This window comes from Janthinobacterium sp. GW823-FHT01H08 (assembly GCF_058797855.1).
Window position 1 is genome coordinate 2,939,169 of the sequence record NZ_CM179504.1, and the last position, 22,307, is coordinate 2,961,475.

Annotated in this window: 23 protein-coding genes and 1 pseudogene; 22 read left to right on the forward strand and 2 right to left on the reverse strand. The window is 60.9% G+C overall.

Annotated elements, in window-relative coordinates; all coding sequences use genetic code 11:
- Nucleotides 1-34 precede the first annotated feature (34 nt).
- The 15 genes and pseudogenes from uppS to AC3RCG_RS13295 all read left to right on the forward strand — a co-directional run bounded on the left by uppS (nt 35) and on the right by AC3RCG_RS13295 (nt 14,145).
- A complete protein-coding gene (gene uppS / locus AC3RCG_RS13225) occupies nt 35-802 on the forward strand; it encodes a polyprenyl diphosphate synthase (RefSeq protein ID WP_070288000.1) in 768 nt (255 codons plus the stop codon).
- Nucleotides 802-1,635, forward strand: coding sequence for a phosphatidate cytidylyltransferase (locus AC3RCG_RS13230; RefSeq protein ID WP_070288002.1), 834 nt, complete (start codon nt 802-804; stop codon nt 1,633-1,635). Before uppS ends, AC3RCG_RS13230 begins: the two co-directional genes overlap by 1 nt.
- A gap of 8 nt (nt 1,636-1,643) precedes the next feature.
- Nucleotides 1,644-2,828: a 1-deoxy-D-xylulose-5-phosphate reductoisomerase gene (gene ispC / locus AC3RCG_RS13235; protein WP_070288004.1), complete on the forward strand. Its 1,185-nt coding sequence runs from the start codon at nt 1,644-1,646 to the stop codon at nt 2,826-2,828.
- Nucleotides 2,825-4,186, forward strand: coding sequence for an RIP metalloprotease RseP (rseP, locus tag AC3RCG_RS13240; RefSeq protein ID WP_070311814.1), 1,362 nt, complete (start codon nt 2,825-2,827; stop codon nt 4,184-4,186). Before ispC ends, rseP begins: the two co-directional genes overlap by 4 nt.
- 83 nt (nt 4,187-4,269) lie before the next feature.
- Nucleotides 4,270-6,606, forward strand: a complete 2,337-nt coding sequence (bamA, locus tag AC3RCG_RS13245) for an outer membrane protein assembly factor BamA (protein ID WP_070221517.1) — start codon at nt 4,270-4,272, stop codon at nt 6,604-6,606.
- A gap of 51 nt (nt 6,607-6,657) precedes the next feature.
- Nucleotides 6,658-7,176, forward strand: coding sequence for an OmpH/Skp family outer membrane protein (locus AC3RCG_RS13250; protein WP_046684967.1), 519 nt, complete (start codon nt 6,658-6,660; stop codon nt 7,174-7,176).
- A gap of 21 nt (nt 7,177-7,197) precedes the next feature.
- Entirely contained in the window at nt 7,198-8,253 is a 1,056-nt protein-coding gene (gene lpxD / locus AC3RCG_RS13255) for a UDP-3-O-(3-hydroxymyristoyl)glucosamine N-acyltransferase (protein WP_492401686.1), read from the forward strand.
- Nucleotides 8,250-8,729 carry a 3-hydroxyacyl-ACP dehydratase FabZ gene (fabZ, locus tag AC3RCG_RS13260; protein ID WP_070311812.1) on the forward strand — a complete coding sequence of 160 codons (480 nt, stop codon included), beginning with the start codon at nt 8,250-8,252 and terminating at the stop codon, nt 8,727-8,729. The genes lpxD and fabZ (AC3RCG_RS13260) overlap by 4 nt, the downstream gene beginning before the upstream one ends.
- A gap of 110 nt (nt 8,730-8,839) precedes the next feature.
- Nucleotides 8,840-8,971 (forward strand): annotated as a pseudogene (locus tag AC3RCG_RS13265) (UDP-3-O-(3-hydroxymyristoyl)glucosamine N-acyltransferase); the annotation flags it as partial.
- A gap of 16 nt (nt 8,972-8,987) precedes the next feature.
- Nucleotides 8,988-9,482, forward strand: coding sequence for a 3-hydroxyacyl-ACP dehydratase FabZ (fabZ, locus tag AC3RCG_RS13270; protein ID WP_034752234.1), 495 nt, complete (start codon nt 8,988-8,990; stop codon nt 9,480-9,482).
- A 1-nt stretch (nt 9,483) separates the two neighbouring features.
- Nucleotides 9,484-10,275: an acyl-ACP--UDP-N-acetylglucosamine O-acyltransferase gene (lpxA, locus tag AC3RCG_RS13275; RefSeq protein ID WP_070221515.1), complete on the forward strand. Its 792-nt coding sequence runs from the start codon at nt 9,484-9,486 to the stop codon at nt 10,273-10,275.
- Nucleotides 10,259-11,443: a lipid-A-disaccharide synthase gene (lpxB, locus tag AC3RCG_RS13280; protein ID WP_070288510.1), complete on the forward strand. Its 1,185-nt coding sequence runs from the start codon at nt 10,259-10,261 to the stop codon at nt 11,441-11,443. Before lpxA ends, lpxB begins: the two co-directional genes overlap by 17 nt.
- A gap of 44 nt (nt 11,444-11,487) precedes the next feature.
- Nucleotides 11,488-12,126, forward strand: a complete 639-nt coding sequence (gene rnhB / locus AC3RCG_RS13285) for a ribonuclease HII (RefSeq protein ID WP_070221514.1) — start codon at nt 11,488-11,490, stop codon at nt 12,124-12,126.
- Nucleotides 12,123-12,908: a TrmH family RNA methyltransferase gene (locus AC3RCG_RS13290; RefSeq protein ID WP_070221513.1), complete on the forward strand. Its 786-nt coding sequence runs from the start codon at nt 12,123-12,125 to the stop codon at nt 12,906-12,908. The genes rnhB and AC3RCG_RS13290 overlap by 4 nt, the downstream gene beginning before the upstream one ends.
- Before the next feature lie 22 nt (nt 12,909-12,930).
- Nucleotides 12,931-14,145 carry an aminotransferase class V-fold PLP-dependent enzyme gene (locus AC3RCG_RS13295; protein ID WP_492401684.1) on the forward strand — a complete coding sequence of 405 codons (1,215 nt, stop codon included), beginning with the start codon at nt 12,931-12,933 and terminating at the stop codon, nt 14,143-14,145.
- Between the two features lie 44 nt (nt 14,146-14,189).
- Here the strand turns inward: AC3RCG_RS13295 and ppsR are convergent, their stop codons facing one another.
- On the reverse strand, nt 14,190-15,038 hold the full coding sequence (gene ppsR / locus AC3RCG_RS13300; protein WP_070288024.1) for a posphoenolpyruvate synthetase regulatory kinase/phosphorylase PpsR: 849 nt from the start codon (nt 15,036-15,038) through the stop codon (nt 14,190-14,192).
- A gap of 152 nt (nt 15,039-15,190) precedes the next feature.
- Here ppsR and ppsA point away from each other — a divergent pair, with 152 nt between their 5' ends.
- The 5 genes from ppsA to AC3RCG_RS13325 all read left to right on the forward strand — a co-directional run bounded on the left by ppsA (nt 15,191) and on the right by AC3RCG_RS13325 (nt 20,736).
- The gene (gene ppsA / locus AC3RCG_RS13305) at nt 15,191-17,623 is read left to right on the forward strand and encodes a phosphoenolpyruvate synthase (RefSeq protein ID WP_070221573.1); all 2,433 of its coding nucleotides are present in this window, start codon (nt 15,191-15,193) and stop codon (nt 17,621-17,623) included.
- A gap of 146 nt (nt 17,624-17,769) precedes the next feature.
- Nucleotides 17,770-18,267, forward strand: a complete 498-nt coding sequence (locus tag AC3RCG_RS13310; RefSeq protein ID WP_034752224.1) for a Dps family protein — start codon at nt 17,770-17,772, stop codon at nt 18,265-18,267.
- Between the two features lie 176 nt (nt 18,268-18,443).
- Nucleotides 18,444-18,860, forward strand: a complete 417-nt coding sequence (locus tag AC3RCG_RS13315; protein ID WP_070221510.1) for an NfeD family protein — start codon at nt 18,444-18,446, stop codon at nt 18,858-18,860.
- Nucleotides 18,861-18,875: 15 nt separating this feature from the next.
- Nucleotides 18,876-19,820 (forward strand): SPFH domain-containing protein, encoded by a 945-nt coding sequence (locus AC3RCG_RS13320; protein WP_070221509.1) that lies wholly within the window; start codon nt 18,876-18,878, stop codon nt 19,818-19,820.
- Nucleotides 19,821-20,427: 607 nt separating this feature from the next.
- Nucleotides 20,428-20,736 (forward strand): H-NS histone family protein, encoded by a 309-nt coding sequence (locus tag AC3RCG_RS13325; protein WP_010397665.1) that lies wholly within the window; start codon nt 20,428-20,430, stop codon nt 20,734-20,736.
- A gap of 305 nt (nt 20,737-21,041) precedes the next feature.
- On the opposite strand, the gene smpB is transcribed toward AC3RCG_RS13325, so the two are convergent.
- Nucleotides 21,042-21,491 carry an SsrA-binding protein SmpB gene (smpB, locus tag AC3RCG_RS13330; protein WP_034784131.1) on the reverse strand — a complete coding sequence of 150 codons (450 nt, stop codon included), beginning with the start codon at nt 21,489-21,491 and terminating at the stop codon, nt 21,042-21,044.
- Between the two features lie 93 nt (nt 21,492-21,584).
- Here smpB and AC3RCG_RS13335 point away from each other — a divergent pair, with 93 nt between their 5' ends.
- Both AC3RCG_RS13335 and AC3RCG_RS13340 read left to right on the forward strand, forming a co-directional pair.
- The gene (locus AC3RCG_RS13335) at nt 21,585-22,016 is read left to right on the forward strand and encodes a type II toxin-antitoxin system RatA family toxin (RefSeq protein ID WP_035818194.1); all 432 of its coding nucleotides are present in this window, start codon (nt 21,585-21,587) and stop codon (nt 22,014-22,016) included.
- Complete coding sequence (locus tag AC3RCG_RS13340) at nt 22,009-22,305, forward strand: RnfH family protein (RefSeq protein WP_070221508.1); 297 nt, start codon at nt 22,009-22,011, stop codon at nt 22,303-22,305. Before AC3RCG_RS13335 ends, AC3RCG_RS13340 begins: the two co-directional genes overlap by 8 nt.
- Nucleotides 22,306-22,307 lie beyond the last annotated feature (2 nt).

Sequence of the window (22,307 nt, forward strand, 5' to 3'; positions counted from 1 at the left end):
TAGTTATCTTTTATTTTTTGGTATTCGTGTTTTCATGATCTATTCGAGTTCGACAACGGCAGTACCTGAAGTGGGCACGGTGCCGCGCCATGTGGCAATCATTATGGATGGCAATGGTCGCTGGGCAACCAAGCGCTTCCTGCCGCGTGTGGCTGGCCACGTCAAGGGCGCGGATGCCGTGCGCGGCATCGTCGAGGCTTGTATCGAGCGCGGCGTCGAATACCTGACCCTGTTTGCTTTCAGCTCGGAAAACTGGCGCCGCCCGGAAGAAGAGGTGTCGATGCTGATGCGCCTGTTCGTCACGATGCTGGAACGCGAAGTGGTCAAGATGCATGCGAACGACATCCGCCTGAAGGTGGTGGGTGACTTGTCGCGCTTCAACGACGAGCTGCAAACCCTGATCGCCAATGCGGAGCGCAAGACGGCGAACAACACGCGCCTGACGGTGTCCATCTGCGCCAACTACGGCGGCCGCTGGGACATCATGCAGGCAGTCAATAAAATGACGGCCGAGGCGCTCGCCGATGGCCAGCCTGCCGGACACGCTTACACGGAAGAGCAACTGGCGCCGCACCTGGCCATGGCTTACGCACCCGAGCCCGACCTGTTCATCCGCACGGGCGGCGAGCAGCGCATTTCCAATTTCCTCCTGTGGCAACTGGCGTACACTGAGTTGTTTTTCACCGAAACTTTCTGGCCCGACTTCAATGGCGAGTGCCTCGACGCGGCAATCGCGTCTTACCAGCAGCGCGAACGGCGCTTTGGCCGTACCAGCGCGCAATTAACTGAAAAGACAAACTGATGCTGAAAACACGGATAATCACCGCCCTGGTCCTCCTGGCGGTCTTGCTGCCGGTTCTGTATCTGAATTATTTCCCCGCCTTCGCCGTGATCGCCACGGCGTTCTTCGGCGCCGCCGTATGGGAAAGCTTCCGCATCTTCAAAAATCGCCAGGCGCTGCTGATCGCCGCCGTCTGGACTGCCGCCTTCGCGTATACTTTTTTTGTCGGCAACGGCATGGCGCAGCTCAATTTCTGGTTCGCCCTGTGCGTGGCCATCTGGCTGATCCGCTTCGTGCCTTCGCTGGCAACAGGCTTGCCGCCCACCGAAGGCCTGGGCAATACCTTGCTCAGCTTCGTGTACCCGGTGACCATCGTCGGCTGCTTCGTCGCCATCATCGCCCTGTTCCTGCATAGCCCTTTGTACCTGCTGTCCGTGATGGCCCTCGTGTGGATCGCCGATATCGGCGCCTATTTCTCGGGCAAGGCGTTCGGCAAGCGCAAACTGGCGCCAAGTATTTCCCCAGGTAAGTCCTGGGAAGGCGCCATCGGCGGCGGCATCGCCGTGCTGGTCATCTCCGCCATCACCATCGTGGCCGCGCCATCGCTGCCGGTCTTGCAAGACACCTTCGCCGTGCAGCTGCAATTGCGCCGCGGCTGGCTGGTGGCCTTGCTGGTGCTGCTGCTGATCGTTGCGGCCAGCATCGTCGGCGACCTGTTCGAATCCCAGCTGAAGCGCCGCGCCGGCATCAAGGACAGCAGCAAGCTGCTGCCCGGCCATGGCGGCGTACTCGACCGTATCGATGCGCTGATCCCGGTCTTGCCATTTGCCGCCCTCGTGGCCAGCTGGCTTTAAGGAAACTCATGCAATACATCACCATTCTTGGCGCGACCGGCTCGATCGGCGTGTCCACCCTGGACGTCCTCGCGCGTCATCCGGAGCAATACAGCGTGTATGCGCTGAGCGCCCACAGCCGCGTGGCCGAACTGGCCGCCCAGTGCCTGCAATTTCGCCCCCGGCGCGCCGTCGTCGGCACGGCCGACGCCGCCCTTGAACTGACGCGCTTGCTGCGCGGGCAGGGCGTCGATACGCAAGTCGAGTACGGGGTGGACGCCCTGTGCGACATCGCCAGCGCGCCGCAGGTGACGGGCGTGATGGCGGCCATCGTCGGCGCGGCCGGCCTGGCGCCCACCCTGGCTGCAGCGCGTGCCGGCAAGAAAGTATTGCTGGCCAATAAAGAAGCGCTGGTCATGTCCGGCCAGCTGTTCATCGATGCCGTGCATGACAACGGCGCCGTGCTGCTGCCCATCGACAGCGAACACAACGCCATCTTCCAATGCATGCCGCACGCCCATGGCCGCGCGCCGGGCGCCGCGGGCGTGGCGAAAATCGTGCTGACGGCTTCCGGCGGCCCTTTCCTGACGCGCGACGTCGAGACGCTCGACACGGTCACGCCGGACCAGGCATGCAAGCATCCGACCTGGGCCATGGGGCGCAAGATTTCCGTCGATTCGGCCACCATGATGAACAAGGGCCTGGAAGTGATCGAGGCGCACTGGCTGTTCGGCGCGCCGGCCGACCAGATCGAGGTGCTGATCCACCCGCAAAGCGTGATCCATTCGATGGTTTCGTACATCGACGGTTCCGTGCTGGCCCAGCTGGGTAATCCGGACATGCGCACGCCGATCGCCCATGCGCTGGCGTATCCGCAGCGCATCGCTTCCGGCGTGGCGCAGCTGGACCTGGCCCAAGTGGCCACCTTGCAGTTCGAACGTCCCGATTTCCGCCGTTTCCCCTGCCTGGCGCTGGCCTTTGACGCCTTGCGCGCGGGCGGCACGGCGCCGGCTTTGCTCAATGCGGCCAATGAAGTGGCCGTGCAAGCGTTTCTTGACGAACAGATCGGCTTCCGCCAGATCGACAGGGTCATCGCGCACGTGATCGAGACGGTGCCGCATGGCGCCGCTTCGAGCATCGACGCCGTGATGGAGCAGGACCGCCTGGCCAGAGCGGCCGCGCACGCGTATATCGCGCAAAGGCTGGCTGCATGACGCTCATCACCACGTTGCTGGCCTTTATCGTCGCGCTCGGTTCGCTGATTACCCTGCACGAGCTGGGCCACTACCTGGTGGCGCGCTGGTGCGGCGTGAAAGTGCTGCGTTTCTCGATCGGCATGGGGAAAGTGGTGTATTCGCGCAAGTTTGGCAAGGACCAGACGGAATGGGCGATCTCCGCGCTGCCGCTGGGCGGCTATGTCAGCATGCTCGACAGCCGCGCGCAAGACCTCAGCGACTTGCCGGAAAGCGAATTGCGCCGCGAATTCACGCGCCAGAGCGTGTGGCGCCGCATCGCCATCGTGGCCGCCGGCCCGCTGGCCAACTTCCTCGTCGCCATCGTGCTGTACGCGGGCCTGTTCATGCATGGCATCGAAGAGCCGTCGAGCAAGCTCGGCCCCGTGGCCGAACAGACTGCCGCCCATGCGGCCGGCTTGCGCAGCGGCGATACGGTCGAGTCGGTGAATGGCAAGCCCGTGGCCAGCTGGTCCGAGCTGCGCTGGGAACTGATCCAGGCTACCCTCGACAAGCTGCCGGCGCGCATCGAAGTGCGCCGTCCCGACCGTGGCCAGCAGGAAGCGACCTTGCCGACGGCCAGCCTGACGGAGACGGACCTGGAAGGCGACGTGCTGGGCAAGCTGGGGTTGACCCTGGCCCGTTCCGCGCCCACCCTGATGGAAATCATGCCCGATGGCGCCGCCGCGCGCGCCGGCCTGCAGAAAAACGACCAGATCCTGGCCATCGACGAACAACCCGTGCACGACGTGGCGGCCGTCATCGCCACCCTGAGCCAGGCGCCGGGCCGCACCTTGCAATTGCAGCTCTTGCGCCAGGGCCAGGACCTGACTTTGCCCATTACGCCGGACGCCGTGCCGGGCGCCGGGGCAGAGGGAGCTGTAACAGTTGGTAAGATACAAGCAAAGCTGGGACAGGTGCCGGATATGATCACCGTGGCCTCCGGACCGTTCTCTGCCGTGGGCAAGGCGTCCGCCAAGGTCTGGGATACCAGTGTCATGAGCCTGAAAATGCTGGGCAAAATGATCACCGGCCAGGTTTCTCTGAAGAATGTGACGGGGCCCATTACCATCGCCGATTACGCGGGCCAGACGGCGCGCATCGGCTTGGTAAGCTACCTGAGCTTCATCGCCTTCATCAGTATCAGTCTGGGCGTGATGAATTTGCTACCCATTCCTGTTCTGGATGGCGGGCATTTGCTGTATTATTCGCTGGAAGTTTTGACCGGACGCCCCTTGCCGGAGCGCGTAGGCGAGATTGCCCAGCGCCTGGGGATAGGTTTGTTGCTGACCTTGATGGTGCTTGCCGTCTTTAATGACGTGTTGCGATTGCTGAATTAGGACGCTGGTTGAGGCCATTGCGTGAGTCGCACAAGCAATCTTTTGTGTATGTTGTCCATTGATTTACCCATTGAATAACCCCAATGAAATTACATTCTGCTCGTTTTGCCTTGCCTTCCTTTCGCCGCAGCCTGATCGGCGCCGCCGTCATGGCCATCTGTTCCGGCCACGCGCTGGCCGTCCAGCCATTTACTGTCAAGGACATCCGGGTCGAAGGGATCCAGCGTACTGAAGCGGGCACCGTCTTTGCCTACCTGCCGGTGCGGGTCGGCGAAACGTTCTCCGACGAGAAGAGCGTTGCCGCCATCAAGGCCCTGTATGCGACGGGCATGTTCAAGGATGTGCGCCTGGAAGCCGATGGCGACGTGCTGGTGGTGCTGGTCGAGGAACGTCCGGCCATCGCCAGTGTGGCATTTACCGGTACCAAGGAATTTGAAAAGGACGTGCTGGTCAAGGCGCTGAAGGAAATCGGCGTCGGTGAAGCCAAGATTTTCGACAAGGCCTCCGTCGACCGCGCGGAACAGGAACTCAAGCGCCAGTACCTGTCGCATGGCCTGTACGGCGTGAAGATCACCACCACCGTCACGCCGATCGAGCGCAACCGCGTCAACGTGGTGTTTGCCGTCGACGAGGGCGACGTGGCCCGCATCAAGCAGATCAACATCGTCGGCAACAAGGCCTTCACGGACAAGGAACTGCGCGAGCAGCTGGCCCTGAACACGGGCGGCTGGTTCAGCTGGTACACCAAGGCCGACCAGTATTCGAAGACCAAGCTGACGGGCGACATCGAAGCGCTGAAGTCCTACTATCTGGACCGCGGCTACATCGAGATGCAGGTCGATTCGACGCAAGTGTCGATCACGCCCGATAAAAAAGACATCTACCTGACGATCAACATCACCGAAGGTGAAAAGTACAAGATCGCCGGCACCAAGTTCGAAGGCGAGATGTTCGGCCGCGAAGAAGAGCTCAAAGCGCTGAATCTGATGCGCGAAGGCGACATCTACTCGGGCGCGCGCCTGACGGCGACGAACAAGCGCATCCAGGACCGCCTGGCCACGTTCGGCTATGCGTTTGCCAACGTTAACGCCAATCCCGAGATCAACCGCGAAAAGCATGAAGTCGGTTTCACCTTCTTCATCGATCCGGGCAAGCGCGTCTACGTGCGCCACATGAATATCGCCGGCAACACCACCACGCGCGATGAAGTCATCCGCCGCGAATTCCGCCAGTTCGAATCGTCCTGGTACGACAGCAACAAGATCAAGCTGTCGCGCGACCGTGTCGACCGCCTCGGCTACTTCAAGGACGTGACCATCGACACGCCGGAAGCGCAGGGCACGACCGACCAGGTCGACGTCAACGTGACGGTGGTGGAAAAACCCACCGGTAACTTCCTGATCGGCGGCGCCTTCTCGCAATCGGAAAAATTCACCCTGTCGGCCTCGATTTCGCAAGCCAACTTCGCCGGTAGCGGCAACACGGTCGGCATTGAACTCAATACCAGCCATTACAGCCGCACGATCGCGTTTTCGCAAACCAATCCGTACTTCACGGACGACGGCATTTCGCGCAGCTTCGAAGTCTATCTGCGCACGACGGAACCGCCGGCGCTGAACATCGGCAGCTACAAGATCAAGCAGACCGGTGGCCGCGTCAGTTTCGGCGTGCCGTTCTCGGAAGTCGACACCGTCTTCTTCGGCATCGGCGCCGAGCGCTCGCGCATCGAAACGGACATCACCAGCCCGATCCGCTTCAAGCAGTACGTGATCGACAATGGCGGCCCGTCCGACGGTATCGGTTCGGCCACCACGAATTCCATCCCGCTGACGGCGGCATGGCAGCGCGACAGCCGCGACAGCGCCCTGACGCCATCGATCGGCCGCTACCAGCGCGTCAACCTCGAGGCCGACCTGATCGGCGACCAGAAATACTTCCGCGCCATTTATGAGCACCAGTATTTCCGTCCGTTGTTCAGCAAGGTCACCCTGGCGCTGAAGGGCGAGATCGATTACGGCCACGGTATCGGCAAGCACGTGTATCCGGTCTTCAAGAACTTCTACGGCGGCGGCATCGGTTCGGTGCGCGGCTACCTGAGTTCCTCGCTGGGCGCGGTCGAACCGAGCACCAACGATGCCTTGGGCGGCGCTTCGCGCCTGATCGGTAACGCGGAACTGCAGATGCCATTCCCCGGTTCGGGCAATGACCGCAGCTTGCGCTGGTTCGGTTTCCTTGACGGCGGCCAGGTCTACCAGGAAGGCGAAAAAATGCGGATCTCGCAATTGCGCTATTCTGCTGGCTTGGGCATCAGCTGGATTTCACCGGTGGGCCCGCTCAAGCTGAGCTACGCCAAGCCGCTGAACGCCAAGCCGACGGACCGCCTGGAGCGCTTCCAGTTCCAGATGGGCACCGGTTTCTGACCGGCCATCTGAACGGGGGCGACAGCTTTTACTTTTTGACCATGGAGTATCATGAACACCGCATCCGCTACCCTGCCCAAGACCCTTGCCGTGATCGCATTGTGCTGGAGTTCGCTGTTGCCGGTGCAGGCGCAGGCTCAGGAGTCGAAGATCGCCTGGATCAGCAGCGAACGTATTTATAACGAATCGAGGCTGGCCAAGCTGGCCAGCGCCAAGCTGGCCGAAGAGTTCCGCTCGCGCGAAAAAGCCGTGCAGGAACTGGCTGCCCGCTTCAAGGTGGCCAACGAAGCCCTGGAAAAGGACATGCCGACCCTGAGCGAGGCGGAGCGCGCCAAGCGCCAGCGCGAGTTTTTCGAGCTGGACAAGGAGCTGCAACGCCGCCAGCGCGAGTTCCGCGAAGACCTGAGCCAGCGCACGAATGAAGAGCGCAGCGCCATCGCGGAAAAGGCCAACACCATCATCCAGCAGATGGCGCATATCGAAGGATATGACATCGTGCTGCAGGAAGCCCTGTGGGCCAGCCCGCGCATCGACATTACCGACAAGGTATTGAAGGCGCTGGACAAGTGATATTAGAATAGAGGTAATTAGATGGGCACTCGACTAGGAGAATTGGTCGAACGCTTCGGCGGGCAGTTGGCGGGCGATCCCAACCTGGAAGTGTCAGGTATCGCACCGCTGGCCGACGCCGGCGCTTCGCACATCAGCTTTCTCAGCAATAGCAAATTCCGCGCACAGGCGGCTCAGAGCGGCGCCGCCGCGCTGATCCTCACGCCGGCCGACGATGCGCTGATCGGCGTCGACTACGCCGGCGCGCGCATCGTCACCCCGAATCCCTATGTGTATTTCGCGCGCGCGGCGCAGTATTTCGCCGCCCTGCACGAGATCAAGGCACCAATCGGCATCCATCCGGGCGCCTTTGTCGACGCCAGCGCGCAGGTTGACGCCAGCGCCTCCGTCGGCGTGCATGCGGTGATCGAAGCGGGCGCCGTGATCGGCGCCGGCTGCGTCATCGGCCCCGGCTGCGTGGTGGGGCGCGACGCCGTCATCGGCGCCGGTACCCAGCTGTTCGCCAACGTGACCTTTCACGCGCGCTGCGTGATCGGCCAGCGCGGCATCATCCATTCGGGCGCCGTGATCGGCACCGACGGATTCGGCTTCGCCAACGAAGGCGGCGTCTACATCAAGATACCGCAGACGGGCAGGGTGGTGATCGGTGACGATGTCGATATCGGCGCCAACACCACCATCGACCGCGGCGCACTGGCCGACACCATCATCGAAGATGGCGTCAAGCTCGATAACCAGATCCAGATCGGCCACAACTGCCATATCGGCGCGCACACGGCCATGGCCGGCTGTGTCGGCGTGGCCGGCAGCGCCATCATCGGCAAGTACTGCACCTTTGGCGGCGCCGCCATGGTGCTGGGCCACCTGACCATTGCCGACCGCGTCCACGTGGGCTCGGGCAGCATGGTCTCGCGTTCGATCCTGGAAGCGGGCCAGTACACGGGCTTTTATCCGCTGGCCAAGAACGCCGACTGGGAAAAGAGCGCGGCCATCGTGCGCAATCTGTCAAGCATGCGCGAGAAAATCCGCGCGCTTGAAAAAACGATTAAAACACTGACCACGCAAGACGAAAAATGAGTACTGAGAAAAAAACCCTCGACATCCTCGCCATCAAATCGCTGCTGCCGCACCGCTATCCGCTGCTGCTGGTCGACCGCGTGCTGGACTGGGAAGCCGATAAGACGATCACCGCCATCAAGAACGTGACGGTCAACGAAGAGTTTTTCCAGGGCCATTTCCCGCACAAGCCGGTCATGCCCGGCGTGCTGATGATCGAAGCGCTGGCGCAGACGGCGGCCCTGCTGTCGTTCCTGTCGATGGGCGTGAAGCCGGACGAGAATTCGGTGGTGTACCTTGTCGGCATCGACAATGCGCGCTTCAAGCGTCCCGTCGAACCGGGGGACCAATTGAAGATGGACGTGGAAATCCTGCGCGTGTCGCGCGGCCTCTGGAAATACAAGGCAGTCGGTTCGGTCGACGGCACGGTGGCGCTGGAAGCGGAAATCATGTGTACCATTCGCAGTGCGCAGGATGCGAGCCAGCCGGCGGGGTAGTAATAGGGCGGTCATCCACTCTAAGCCAATGTTGATCCGAAAGCTGAGTTCGACAGATTGGTCTGGGTGGGGCCGTACACCAGCATAGGTCCGCACGTGCGTATCGCGCGGAACCGGGCCAGTACACGGGTTTCTGTCTGCTGGCCAAGAACGCCGACTGGGAAAAGAGCGCCGCCATCGTGCGCAACCTGTCAAGCATGCGCGAGAAAATCCGCGCGCTTGAAAAACAATTAAAACACTGACCACCCAAGACGAAAAATGACTACTGAAAAAAAGACCCTCGACATCCTCGCCATCAAATCGCTGCTGCCGCATCGCTACCCGCTGCTGCTGGTCGACCGCGTGCTGGACTGGGAAGCCGATAAAACGATCACCGCCATCAAGAACGTGACGGTCAACGAAGAGTTCTTCCAGGGCCATTTCCCGCACAAGCCGGTCATGCCCGGCGTGCTGATGATCGAAGCGCTGGCGCAGACGGCGGCTTTGCTGTCGTTCCTGTCGATGGGCGTGAAACCGGATGAAAATTCGGTGGTGTACTTCGTCGGCATCGACAATGCGCGCTTCAAGCGTCCAGTCGAACCGGGCGACCAATTGAAGATGGATGTGGAAATCCTGCGCGTCTCGCGCGGCATCTGGAAATACAAGGCCGTCGGTACGGTTGACGGCAAGCTGGCGGTGGAAGCGGAACTGATGTGCACCATCCGCAGCGCGCAGGATGCCAGCCAGTCTGCGAGCCAGCCAGCGGGGCAGTAACATGGCGGCCATCCACTCCACGGCAGTCATCGATCCGAAGGCCGAGCTTGACAGCTCGGTCGAGGTGGGTCCGTACACCATCATCGGTCCGCACGTGCGCATCGGCGCCGGCACCAGGGTCGGCCCGCACGTGGTGATCGACGGCCATACGACGATCGGCAGCGACAACCACCTGTTCCAGTTTTCTTCCATCGGCGCGCAGCCGCAGGATAAAAAATGGGCGGGCGAGGCGACGCGCCTGGAAATCGGCGACCGCAACACCATCCGCGAGTTCTGCACCTTCAACACGGGCACCGTGCAGGGCGGCGGCGTGACGCGCCTGGGCAATGACAACTGGATCTCGGCGTATGTGCACCTGGCGCACGACTGCCTGGTGGGCAACAACACTATCTTTTCGAACAACGCGCAGCTGGCGGGCCACGTGGAAATCGGCGACTGGGTCATCATGAGCGGTTTTGCCAATGTGCACCAGTTCTGCAAGATCGGCGCGCACGCCTTTGTCGGCATGAGCACCAGCCTGACGCAGGATGTGCCGCCGTTTGTGCTGTTGAACGGCAATCCGGCGCAGGCGCATGGCGTCAATATCGAAGGCTTGAAACGCCGCGGCTTTACGCGCGAGCAGATCAACGGCATCCGCGCCGCGTATAAGCTCATCTACCGCGCGGGACTGACCCTGGAAGAGTCCAAGGCGGCCCTGTTCGAAGAAGAGCAGGCTTCCTCGCCCGAGGTGGCGCAACACATTCGCGCCATGCGCGAATTCCTTGGCGTGGCGTCGCGTGGCATCGTCCGCTGACCAGGACCGCGGCCTCGGTGTCGCCAATGTCGCCATCGTCGCCGGCGAGGTGTCGGGCGACCTGCTGGCCAGCCGGCTGCTGTCCGGCCTCGTGCCGCAGCTGCCCGGCGCGCGCTTCCACGGCATCGGCGGCGAGCACATGGCCAGGCAGGGCTTCGTGTCCGACTGGCCGCTCGACAAACTGACCGTGCGTGGCCTGTTCGAGATCATTCCCCGCTACCGCGAAATCAAGGGTATCCAGAACGCGCTGCGCGACCAGCTGCTGGCGGAGCGTCCCGCCGTCTTCATCGGCGCCGACTACCCGGGCTTTAACCTGGGCCTCGAGCAGCAGCTGAAGGAAGGCGGCATCCCTACCGTGCACTACATCGGGCCGCAGATATGGGCCTGGCGCGGTGGACGCATCAAGAAAATCATCAAGGCCGTTTCGCACATGCTGGTGATTTTCCCGTTCGAGGAAGAGATCTACCGCAAGGCGGGCGTGCCCGTCACCTATGTCGGTCATCCGCTGGCCGAGATGATCCCTTTGCAGCCCGACGAGGCGGCCGCGCGCCGTGTCCTGGGCTTGCCGCAAGACGCGAATGTCGTGACCCTGATGCCGGGCAGCCGCATGGGCGAACTCAAATACAATACCGCGGCGTTTGTCGGCGCCTGCAAGCTGCTGCTGGCGCGCGATCGCTCCCTGCGTTTCGTCGCGCCCATGGCCGGCGAAAAGCAGCGCCAGTACTTTTTGCAACTGATCCGTGAGGCGGGCTTGCAGGACGTCGAGATATTGCTCACCGATGGCGGCTCGCACACGGCCATCTGCGCCGCCGATGCGGTGCTGGTGGCTTCCGGAACGGCGTCGCTGGAAGTGGCGCTGTACAAGAAACCGATGGTCATCGCCTACAAGATGATGCGCGCTTCGTGGGAAATCATGCGCCACATGGGCTACCAGCCGTGGATAGGCTTGCCGAACATCCTGGCGCGCGATTACCTGGTGCCCGAGCTGCTGCAAAACGCGGCCAGCCCGCAAGCGCTGGCCGATGCCATGTGGCAGCAGCTGAGCGACGTGCCGGGCCGTTTGCGCCTGGTGCAGCGCTTCACGGACATGCACCACAGCCTGCTGCGCGACAGCGCGCGCGAGAGCGCCAACGCCGTCATGCAGGTCATCGCCGCCAACCGCAAGTAAGCTCGAATCACCGCTTCAACCGCAGTACCAACCAAAGATTCAACGTGAAAAATATCTATCCCGGCCTGTTTGACGACTTGCCATTCTCGCTCGATGAAATCATCTGCGGCGTCGACGAGGCAGGCCGCGGTCCGCTGGCCGGCCCCGTCTTCGCCGCCGCCGTGATCCTCGATCCGAACCAGCCCATCGACGGCTTGCGTGATTCGAAAAAACTCAGCGAAGCCAGGCGCGACCTGCTGGCACCGCAAATCAAGGCCAAGGCCCTGGCCTGGGCCATCGCCGAAGCGTCGGAAGAAGAGATCGACAACCTGAACATCCTGCAGGCGTCGATGCTGGCCATGCGCCGCGCCGTCGAGTCCCTGGCGACCGTGCCGACCCTGGCACTGATCGACGGCAACCGCTGCCCCGTGATGCCGATACGCGGCATGGCCATCATCGGCGGCGACGACAAGGTCGATTCCATTTCTGCCGCTTCCATCCTTGCCAAGACGGCGCGCGATGCGGCGCTGGTGCACCTGCATGCGGCCTATCCCGAGTACTGCTTCGACCAGCACAAGGGCTATGGCACCAAGCTGCACCTGGAGCGCCTGCACCTGCACGGCGCCTCGCCCGTGCACCGCCGCTCGTTCGCGCCCGTGCGCAACGTGATCGCGCTGTTTGGCGGGCAGGAGGTGGCGGCATGAAGACGATCACCTCGCGCGACAATGCGCAATACAAGGATTTATTGAAGCTGGCGGGCAGTTCGCAGGCGCGCCGCAAGTCGGGCCGCACTTTGCTCGACGGCGTGCACCTGTGCCAATCCTATCTGCAGCTGCGCGGCATGCCGGAGCAGTGCATCGTCAGCGAAAGCGCCTTGCAGAACCCGGAAGTGGCGGACATCGTCGGTCAGCTGGAAAGCCGGCGCGCGCACGTACTGGGCTTGCCCGATGCGCTGTATAACGCGGTGAGCCAGGTCGAGCACGGCGTGGGCGTGATGTTCCTCGTCGAAACGCCGGAACGGGCCGTCACGCAGCCTCTGAGCGTGTCGGCCGTGCTGCTCGATAACCTGCAAGACCCGGGCAACGTGGGCTCCATCCTGCGCAGCGCGGCCGCCGCAGGCATCACGCAGGTGTACTGCAGCGCCGGCACGGCTTTCTGCTGGTCGCCCAAGGTGCTGCGCGCGGCGATGGGCGCGCACTTCGTGCTCGACATCTTTGAAAACGTCGACCTGGCGGCACTCGTATCGAACGCCAAGGTGGCGACGCTGGCCACCAGTGGCTACGCCACGCAGCGTCTGTACGACGTCGACCTGCGCCAGCCCGTCGCATGGCTGTTCGGCCATGAAGGGCAGGGCGTCGCCGACGACCTGCTGTCGATGGCCACGCACCAGGTGGTCATTCCCCACCTGGGCCAGATCGAATCGCTGAACGTGGCCGCCTGCGCCGCCGTGTGCTTCTTCGAGCAGCTGCGCCAGGGCCAGTCCTGACACTTTCACAGCAAGGCCCGCCATGCCTGACCATGCAGTTCTGCCCTTGCTTGCCGACGGAGCCACGCGTGACGAGGCCTGGTGGCGCCAGGTAGCCAGGTTTTATCCCGCGCCGCCGGACGCCATCGTCAATCTGGAACACGGTTATTTCGGCGCCATGGCCGCCCCCGTGCAAGCGGCCTTCGAGCAGGCCGTGCGCTACACCAACGAGCAACTGAGTCCCTTCGTGCGCGGCGAATTCACGCGCACGCATGTGGATATTCTGCGCCGGCGCGTCGCCGCGCTGATCCATGCCGAACCGCATGAAATCCTGCTGACCCGCAGCGGCACCGAGTCGATGCAGGTGCTGATCACGCAATACCACGGCCTGGCGCCCGGCGATACCGTGCTGTGGAGTAATCTCGACTATCCGGCCATGCGCACGGCCATGCGCTGGCTGGCGCAGCGCCGTGGCGTCACCAGCACGCCAGTCGCATTGAACTTGCCCATCGGCGATGACGAGATCATCGCCCGCTACGCGCAAGCCATGCGCCAGGCCGTCAAGCCCAAATTGCTGCTGCTGTCGCAGGTGACGCCGGCCAATGGGCAGCAGTTGCCGCTGAAGGCCATCATGGCGCTGGCGCGCGAACACGGTATCGACGTGCTGCTTGACAGCGCCCATGCGCTGGGGCAGGTCGACGTCGACGTGCAGGCCATGGGTGTCGATTTTGCCGGATTCAATCTGCACAAATGGCTGGGGGCCCCGGCGGGACTCGGTGTCGTGTATATCCGCGCATCGCAATTGCACAAGATCGAGCCGCATTGTGGCGACGACGATTATCCGTTGGACGATATCCGCAGCCGCCTGCACATGGGCATGCCGCCGATCGGCGCCATCCTGGCCGCGCCTGCCGCCTTGGACTTCCATGCGCGCCTGGGCGGCACGCCGGCCAAGAACGAACGCCTGGCCTGGCTGCGCAATTACTGGGTCGAGCGGGCGGCGCAGTTGCCCGGCGTGCGCATCCTGTCGCCGCTCGGTGCCAAACGCGGCACGGCGCTGGTCGCCTTTGCCGTCGACGGCATGAGCGCGCGCGATCTGCAGCAAGCCTTGCTGCAGCGTTTTGGCATATTCACCGTGCAGCGCAATATCGGCGATGCCGACATCGTGCGCGCCACGGTGGCAATCACCACCACCACCGCTGAACTGGACCAATTGGTGACGGCGCTGACGGTGCTGTCCCGCGAGGCGAACGCCTGACAAAACCGTCGCGAGCGCACGCGCAGCAGGTTTGGTCAGGTGTTCTAGTACTCGCGGCGGTTCGGCTTGATCTCTTGCAGGATCGTCGTGGAGATCTCCTCGATCGACTTGGTGGTCGAGGAGAGCCAGCGGATGCCTTCGCGTTTCATCATTTTTTCCGCCTCGTTGACCTCGTAACGGCAGTTTTCAATTGCCGCATACTTGCTTCCAGCGCGTCTTTCGTTGCGTATTTCCGACAAACGTTCGGGCGTAATGCTCAATCCGAAAATTTTATTCTTAAATTCCAGCAGGGCCGATGGCAGCTTGTCGCGCTCGAAATCGTCGGGAATCAGCGGATAATTGGCCGCCTTGATACCGTATTGCATGGCCAGATACAGGCTGGTCGGGGTCTTGCCAGAGCGCGAAACACCCACCAGAATGACATCGGCCGAGGACAGGTTCTTGTGCGACTGGCCATCGTCGTGCGCCAGCGAATAGTTGATCGCCTCGATGCGGTTCTTGTATTCCTCGCTGTCGACGATGTTGTGCGAGCGTCCGATGGTATGGGTCGACATCACGCCCAGCTCCTGCTCCAGCGGGGCCACAAAGGTCTGGATCAGGTCCATGTGCATGCCGCTGGACTTGCGGATCACGGCCGACAGGTCGTTCTTCACCAGGGTGGAGAAAATGATCGGGCGCTGGCCATCGGCGGCGAAGGCTTCGTTGATCTTGCGCGCCGCATCGTATGCCTTGTCCATGGTGTCGATGAAGGGCAGGCGGATCTGACGGAAGCGCAGGTCGAACTGCGTCAGCACCGAGTGGCCGAACGTCTCGGCGGTGATGCCGGTACCGTCGGAAACGAAGAAGACGGTGCGGGCCGCGGAGGGCAGAGGAGGGCGTGGTTCTTGTGTCATGGGTTTTCGGATCAAGATTGTGCGTCGTCAATTTGCGCCGCACAAGGTAAAATGGCTGCAACGGTATGATTGTGCTGCACGACGCCAAGAATAACAAGAAGACTGTCTGTGCGCCGCGCGTAAAGATTTCTATCATCAGTAAGGGTGTCATTATGACCAACGCAGTATCGCAACAGCAGGAAGACAAGGACGCGGTGTATGTTGCCTCGTTCGAGCATTTGCGCATGACGGATGTCGAATCCGTCGGCGGCAAGAACGCCTCCCTGGGCGAAATGATCAGCCAGCTGGCGGAAGCCGGCGTGCGCGTGCCCGGTGGCTTTGCCACCACGGCGCAGGCATTCCGCGATTTCCTCTCGTATAGCGCCAACGGCGGCTTGCCGCTGGCCGAACGCATCGCCCAGCGCCTCGAAGGGCTGAACATCGATGACGTGCGCGCGCTGGCGCAAGCCGGCGCCGAGATCCGTCAATGGATCGTCGAAACGCCGTTCCAGCCACGCCTGGCCGCTGAAATCGATCAGTTCTACGCCAAGCTGGTGGCCGATTCCGACACCGAAATGTCGTTTGCCGTGCGTTCCTCGGCCACGGCGGAAGACTTGCCGGACGCCTCTTTTGCTGGTCAGCAAGAAACCTTCCTGAACGTGGTCGGCATCGACAACGTGCTCGAAGCCATGAAACAGGTGTTCGCGTCGCTGTACAACGACCGCGCCATCTCGTATCGCGTGCACAAGGGCTTTACGCACGCTGAAGTGGCCTTGTCGGCCGGCGTGCAGCGCATGGTGCGTTCCGACCTGGGCGCGGCCGGCGTGATGTTCACCATCGATACCGAGTCGGGCTTCAAGGACGTGGTCTTCGTCACTTCCAGCTATGGCCTGGGCGAAACCGTGGTGCAGGGCGCCGTCAATCCCGATGAATTCTATGTGCACAAGCCGATGCTGGAAAAAGGCAAGTCGCCTGTGATCCGCCGCAATATCGGCTCGAAGCTGCTGAAGATGGAATTCACGAACGAAGCGAAAGCCGGCCGTTCCGTGAAAACCGTCGACGTACCCGTTGAAATGCGCAACCGCTACTCGCTGAACGACAGCGAAGTGGTGGAGCTGGCCAAGTACGCCGTCATCATCGAAAACCACTACGGCCGTCCGATGGACATCGAGTGGGGCAAGGATGGCCGCGACGGCAAGCTGTACATCCTGCAGGCGCGTCCTGAAACCGTCAAGTCGCAGCAAAAGGCGACCGACGTGCAGGAACGCTTCAAGCTGAAAAGCACGGGCACCGTGCTGACGTCCGGCCGCGCCATCGGTCAGAAGATCGGCGCCGGCCCCGTGCGCGTGATCCACGACCCGGCCGACATGGAGCGCGTGCAGCCAGGCGACGTGCTCGTTGCCGACATGACGGACCCGAACTGGGAACCGGTCATGAAGCGCGCGTCGGCCATCGTCACCAACCGTGGCGGCCGCACTTGCCACGCAGCAATTATTGCCCGTGAACTCGGCGTGCCTGCCGTCGTCGGCTGCGGCGACGCGACCGACGTGCTGAAAGACGGCACGTTCGTCACCGTCGTCTGCTCCGAAGGCGACGAAGGCAAGATCTACGACGGCTTGCTGGAAACGGAAGTGTCGGAAGTGTCGCGCGGCGAATTGCCGAAGCTCGATACCAAGATCATGCTCAACGTGGGCAATCCGCAGCTGGCGTTCGACTTCCAGTCCGTGCCGAATGCGGGCGTGGGCCTGGCGCGCCTGGAATTCATCATCAATAACAATATTGGTGTGCATCCGCGCGCGATCCTGGAATACCCGAACATCGACGCCGACCTGAAAAAGGCCGTGGAATCGGTGGCGCGCGGCCACGCTTCGCCGAAAGCGTTCTATATCGACAAGCTGGCCGAAGGCATCGCCACCATCGCCGCCGCGTTCTGGCCGAAGAAAGTCATCGTGCGCCTGTCCGACTTCAAGTCGAACGAGTACAAGAAGCTGATCGGCGGTTCGCGCTACGAGCCGGACGAGGAAAACCCGATGCTGGGCTTCCGCGGCGCGGCGCGCTACCTGTCGGCCGACTTCTCCGAAGCGTTCAACATGGAATGCGAAGCGATGAAGCGCGTGCGCAATGACATGGGCCTGACGAACGTGGAAATCATGGTGCCATTCGTGCGCACCCTGGGCCAGGCCGAAAAAGTCATCGACTTGCTGGCAAAGAATGGCCTGAAGCGCGGCGAGAACGACCTGCGCGTCATCATGATGTGCGAAGTGCCGTCGAACGCCATCCTGGCCGACCAGTTCCTCGACCATTTCGACGGCTTCTCGATCGGTTCGAACGACCTGACCCAGCTGACCCTGGGCCTGGACCGCGATTCCGGCATGGAATTGCTGGCCGCCGATTTCGACGAGCGCGATCCCGCCGTGAAAGCCCTGCTGGCCCTGGCCATCAAGGCTTGCCTGGCACGCGGCAAGTACATCGGCATCTGCGGCCAGGGGCCTTCCGACCATCCGGACTTCGCCGTCTGGCTGATGGAGCAGGGCATCGAATCGATGTCCCTGAATCCCGACTCGGTGATCGACACCTGGCAAAAGCTCGCTGCGCTGAAAGCGTAAGCTTCTTTATTGCCCCTTGAAAACCCGCTGCCACTGACCTGGCAGCGGGTTTTTTTATGCCTGCCATGCTGTGCACGGCAGTATCCGATGGGCTTGCGCCAGATCAGCTAAAATGATTCCACCAATACATTGAAACGGGAGTTTACATGGCAAGCAAGAAACCGAGCAAAGTGGCAAAGATCGATATCGGCATTTCCGAAGCGGACCGCGCGAAAATTGCGGAAGGCCTGTCCGGCCTGCTGGCCGACAGCTACACCTTGTACCTGATGACCCATAATTTTCACTGGAACGTCAAGGGGCCGATGTTCAACACCCTGCACCTGATGTTCATGACGCAATACACGGAGCAGTGGGCCGCGCTGGACTTGATCGCCGAGCGTATCCGCGCCCTCGGCTATCCGGCGCCGGGCACCTACAAGGAATTCGTCAAGCTCGCTTCGATCAAGGAAATCGACGGCGTGCCGCCGGCGCTGGACATGGTCAGCCACCTGGTGTCGGCACAGGAAGCGACAGCGCGCACGGCGCGCCGTTTGTTCCCGCTGCTCGAGAAAGCCAATGACCAGCCGACGGCCGATTTGATCACGCAGCGCCTCGATTTGCATGAGAAGACGGCGTGGATGTTGCGCAGCCTGCTCGAGGAATAAACGCCGGGCCGGCGGCGCTAATTCGCCGCCGGCTATTGACGCCATCCGGAATTGCGTTAGACTGCTTGTATATAGGTGTTTGGCAAGAATAATATCAGGCAGTGCAGCGCATTAAACCCCGTCGCTTATATAGGCTGCGGGGTTTTTTATTTTGGATTCACAAGGATGGAGGCATCATGGCTGAATGGGTGGGCTGGTTTGTCGCGGCTGGCGCGGTATTGATCCTGGAGCTGTTTACGGGCACGTTTTATCTGCTGATGATCGCCATCGGCGTCAGCGCCGGAGGATTGGTGGCGCTGGCGGGCGGAAATGGCAGCTGGCAGGCCCTGACGGCCGCTATTGTCGGCGTGGCGGCTACGCTGTTATTGCGGCGCAGCCGTTTTGGCAGGGCGGCGCGGCGCGATGCGGCGCAGGATCCGAATGTGAATCTCGATATCGGCCAAAGCGTGGCGGTCGCGCACTGGGTCGATGGTGCGGCGCGCGTCATGTATCGCGGCGCCTTGTGGGATGTGGAATTGATTCCCGGCAGCGATACGCAGGCCGGTCATTACACCATACGTGCCGTGCGTGGCAGCCGTTTGATTGTTGGATAACCTGGAGAATAGATTATGGAAGTAAGCATCGGAAGCGTGTCGCTGATCTTGTTATTGCTGGCGTTGGTATTTGTCTTCAAGACGGTCAATGTGGTGCCGCAGCAGCATGCCTGGGTGGTGGAACGCCTGGGCAAGTTCCATGCGGTATTGGGGCCTGGCCTGAATATTGTCGTGCCTTTTGTTGACCGCATCGCTTATAAGCATGTACTCAAGGAAATTCCACTCGACGTGCCGCCTCAGGTGTGCATTACGCGTGACAATACGCAATTGCAGGTCGATGGCATTCTGTATTTCCAGATTACCGATGCGATGCGTGCTTCATATGGTTCGTCGAATTATATTGCCGCCATTACGCAATTGGCGCAAACGACCTTGCGATCGGTGATCGGTAAAATGGAACTCGACAAGACATTTGAAGAGCGCGACCATATCAATACTGCCATCGTGAATGCCATCGATGAATCGGCGGCGAATTGGGGCGTCAAGGTATTGCGCTATGAAATCAAGGATTTGACGCCGCCCAAGGAAATCCTGCATGCGATGCAGGCGCAGATCACGGCCGAGCGCGAAAAGCGCGCGCTGATTGCCGCCTCGGAAGGACGCAAGCAGGAGCAGATCAATATCGCCAGCGGCGAGCGCGAAGCGAACATTGCCCGCTCCGAAGGCGAGAAGCAGGCATCGATCAACCGCGCCGAAGGTCAGGCCACAGCCATCGTTGCGCTGGCACAGGCCAGTGCCGAGGCGCTGCGCCAGGTCGGCGCCGCCATCCGCGAGCCGGGCGGCGAAGATGCCGTCAACCTGAAAGTGGCCGAACAGTATGTGGGCGCCTTCGCGCAATTGGCGAAGACAAATAACTCGATTATCGTGCCGGCCAATCTGGGCGATATGAGTGGTTTGATCGCCGCGGCAATGCAGGTGGTCAAAACCCAGAAGCCGAAAGGTGGCGTGGCGATTCCTTGATTGCCGGTGAATAGCAAACTCGTAGCAAGTTTTCGTCAATACTGCCCGCCATATCGCGGGCAGTTTTCATTTGCGCCACTGGAATATATGGCAGCAGCAGAGCTGGAGTATCAGCGTTGGAATCAGTAGCGCTGAGAATATTTTCTTTATGCTATGCTGTGCGCACTTTCTGGGTTATATGTTGTCGTGCGACGCTTATCTTTTTGATTGAAGTGGAATCTGCTGCACCGATGTCCGCGATGGACGACGACGCGGGATTGGAGGCCGGTGCATGGTGGCCGATAGTATTGGCCCCGTGTATGTTTTGAATTGCAATTTTTAATTACTATAAATTGCAATGAAACAAAAAATACTGCAGAATAAATGTGACCGATGGCGCTGTATTGAATCGCCGCCGCACAAAATACAGGTACTGGCGCAGACGGTACACTGCGGTGTCCGTCCCCTTGATTGAAGACTTGCATCGCCTGAAAGCCGGGAAGTGGGGTTTTTGGGAAAAGAATTGTAAAAAACAATCAAATCTTCAGAAAAAATCACCTCAATCGCGTTACAATTGGATAGAATTTAACTGTTCAGTTATATTTTTCAACTCACACAAGGAAATATCATGGATCTGTCCAGCTTATCCCTGTCCGAACTGCGCACCTTGCAGGACGACATCAAGAAGCAAATGAAAAAACGCGAACAAGACGATCTGTCCAAAGCGCGTGAACAAATCCTGGCGATCGCACAGAGCGTCGGCGTTTCCGTAAAAGATCTGGTTGGTACGGGTATCCGCGCTAAAACCGGCACGGTTGCAGTACGCTATCGCAATCCGGATGATGCGACGCAGCAATGGACTGGCCGTGGCCGTCAACCGAAATGGGTCAAAGAGTGGACCGATTCGGGCAAGTCGCGTGACCTGCTGAAGGTGTAATGTAATACGCCATTCATTCGGATGCTTGTCCTGAGCGGTAATACAGGTGTACAAGGCAGCATGCAAGCATCCGGAACTTTCCTCGTTTTTTGTCTTTGGCCAGGCAGGCAGAGTTGATGTCCTTCGCCGTATCTCCATGGCTTTTTCGCCAATACCGCTTTATTTCCCGCCTTACCTCTTTCTTTTCCCTGCTTTATTCCGTCGCGCTGAGTTTTTCCCGCTTGCCGCAGGCAATCGGCAAAATAAAACCCGGCATATAGCCGGGCTTGTTGGTATTGGCGCAGCACGCTGCGCGCGGTGCCGGATCAGCGGCGGTGCGATTTCATGGCCGCTTGCACTTCGCGCGCGCCATCGCGGTCGCGTTCCGCAGCGCGTTTGTCGTGCTGTTTCTTGCCCTTGGCCAGGCCGATCTCGCATTTCACGCGGCCGCCCTTGTAGTGCAGGTTGAGCGGCACCAGGGTATAGCCGGAGCGTTCCACCTTGCCGATCAGTTTATCCATTTCAGCGCGGTGCAGCAGCAGCTTGCGCGTGCGTACGGCTTCCGGGTGGATATGGGTGGAGGCGGTCGGCAGGGCGCTGATATGCGCGCCGAACAGGAAGAGTTCATCGCCGCGGACGACGACGTAGGCTTCCTTGATTTGTACGCGGGCGTCGCGGATGGCTTTGACTTCCCAGCCTTCCAGCACGATGCCCGCTTCGTAGCGATCCTCGATAAAGTAGTCGTGGAAGGCTTTTCTGTTGTCTGCTATGGTCATGAGATGGTAAATGTGCGCGGGTCGGTTAAACTACTGTCTCGCGCAAGCGCGATAAAATCAAATGTATCCAACATCATAGCAAATGGTTCTTCAATGGCAGTAGTACATAAATCAGTTTTTCTCGGCTATAGCGCCGAACAAATGTTCGCGCTGGTGGCGGCGGTGGAAGATTATCCCAAATTCCTGCCCTGGTGCGGCGCGGTCGAGATTCGCGAGCGGGGCGAGAACACGGTCGTCGCCAGCGTGGGCATACATTACCACGGCGTGCGCCAAAGCTTCACCACGTCCAACGAGAACGTGCCGCCGACGTCCATCAAGATGAAGCTGGTGGACGGTCCTTTCAAGACCCTCGACGGCGTGTGGACCTTCAAGGCCCTGCGCGAAGACGCCTGCAAGATCGAACTGGACCTGCACTACGAGTTTTCCAGCCGCGTACTGGAACAGATCATCGGCCCCGTCTTCGGCATGATTGCCAACAGCATGGTCGATTCCTTCTGCAAGCGCGCGGAGACCGTGTATGGCTGAGACCAGCATGCAGGTGCAAGTGTGTCACGCGCTGCCGGACAGCAGCTTTTTGCGCACCTTGACGGTGCCTGCCGGCACCACCATCGGGCAGGCGGTGGCGCTGAGCGGCTTGCTGCAGGAAATGCCCGGCATCGACCTGGCCGTGAACATGGTCGGCATCTATGGCAAAAAGAAGCCGCTCGATACCGTATTGCACGAGCATGACCGCGTGGAAGTGTACCGCCCCTTGCAGGCGGACCCGAAAGAGGCGCGCCGGCGCAGGGCCAGCGGCAAGCCTGCGAAGGGCTGAGC

Coding starts and splice junctions, on each gene's coding strand:
- uppS (WP_070288000.1), top strand. CDS start 35: ATGATCTATTCGAGTTCGACAACGGCAGTACCTGAAGTGGGCACGGTG.
- AC3RCG_RS13230 (WP_070288002.1), top strand. CDS start 802: ATGCTGAAAACACGGATAATCACCGCCCTGGTCCTCCTGGCGGTCTTG.
- ispC (WP_070288004.1), top strand. CDS start 1,644: ATGCAATACATCACCATTCTTGGCGCGACCGGCTCGATCGGCGTGTCC.
- rseP (WP_070311814.1), top strand. CDS start 2,825: ATGACGCTCATCACCACGTTGCTGGCCTTTATCGTCGCGCTCGGTTCG.
- bamA (WP_070221517.1), top strand. CDS start 4,270: ATGAAATTACATTCTGCTCGTTTTGCCTTGCCTTCCTTTCGCCGCAGC.
- AC3RCG_RS13250 (WP_046684967.1), top strand. CDS start 6,658: ATGAACACCGCATCCGCTACCCTGCCCAAGACCCTTGCCGTGATCGCA.
- lpxD (WP_492401686.1), top strand. CDS start 7,198: ATGGGCACTCGACTAGGAGAATTGGTCGAACGCTTCGGCGGGCAGTTG.
- fabZ (WP_070311812.1), top strand. CDS start 8,250: ATGAGTACTGAGAAAAAAACCCTCGACATCCTCGCCATCAAATCGCTG.
- fabZ (WP_034752234.1), top strand. CDS start 8,988: ATGACTACTGAAAAAAAGACCCTCGACATCCTCGCCATCAAATCGCTG.
- lpxA (WP_070221515.1), top strand. CDS start 9,484: ATGGCGGCCATCCACTCCACGGCAGTCATCGATCCGAAGGCCGAGCTT.
- AC3RCG_RS13290 (WP_070221513.1), top strand. CDS start 12,123: ATGAAGACGATCACCTCGCGCGACAATGCGCAATACAAGGATTTATTG.
- AC3RCG_RS13295 (WP_492401684.1), top strand. CDS start 12,931: ATGCCTGACCATGCAGTTCTGCCCTTGCTTGCCGACGGAGCCACGCGT.
- ppsR (WP_070288024.1), bottom strand. CDS start 15,038: ATGACACAAGAACCACGCCCTCCTCTGCCCTCCGCGGCCCGCACCGTC.
- ppsA (WP_070221573.1), top strand. CDS start 15,191: ATGACCAACGCAGTATCGCAACAGCAGGAAGACAAGGACGCGGTGTAT.
- AC3RCG_RS13310 (WP_034752224.1), top strand. CDS start 17,770: ATGGCAAGCAAGAAACCGAGCAAAGTGGCAAAGATCGATATCGGCATT.
- AC3RCG_RS13315 (WP_070221510.1), top strand. CDS start 18,444: ATGGCTGAATGGGTGGGCTGGTTTGTCGCGGCTGGCGCGGTATTGATC.
- AC3RCG_RS13320 (WP_070221509.1), top strand. CDS start 18,876: ATGGAAGTAAGCATCGGAAGCGTGTCGCTGATCTTGTTATTGCTGGCG.
- AC3RCG_RS13325 (WP_010397665.1), top strand. CDS start 20,428: ATGGATCTGTCCAGCTTATCCCTGTCCGAACTGCGCACCTTGCAGGAC.
- smpB (WP_034784131.1), bottom strand. CDS start 21,491: ATGACCATAGCAGACAACAGAAAAGCCTTCCACGACTACTTTATCGAG.
- AC3RCG_RS13335 (WP_035818194.1), top strand. CDS start 21,585: ATGGCAGTAGTACATAAATCAGTTTTTCTCGGCTATAGCGCCGAACAA.
- AC3RCG_RS13340 (WP_070221508.1), top strand. CDS start 22,009: ATGGCTGAGACCAGCATGCAGGTGCAAGTGTGTCACGCGCTGCCGGAC.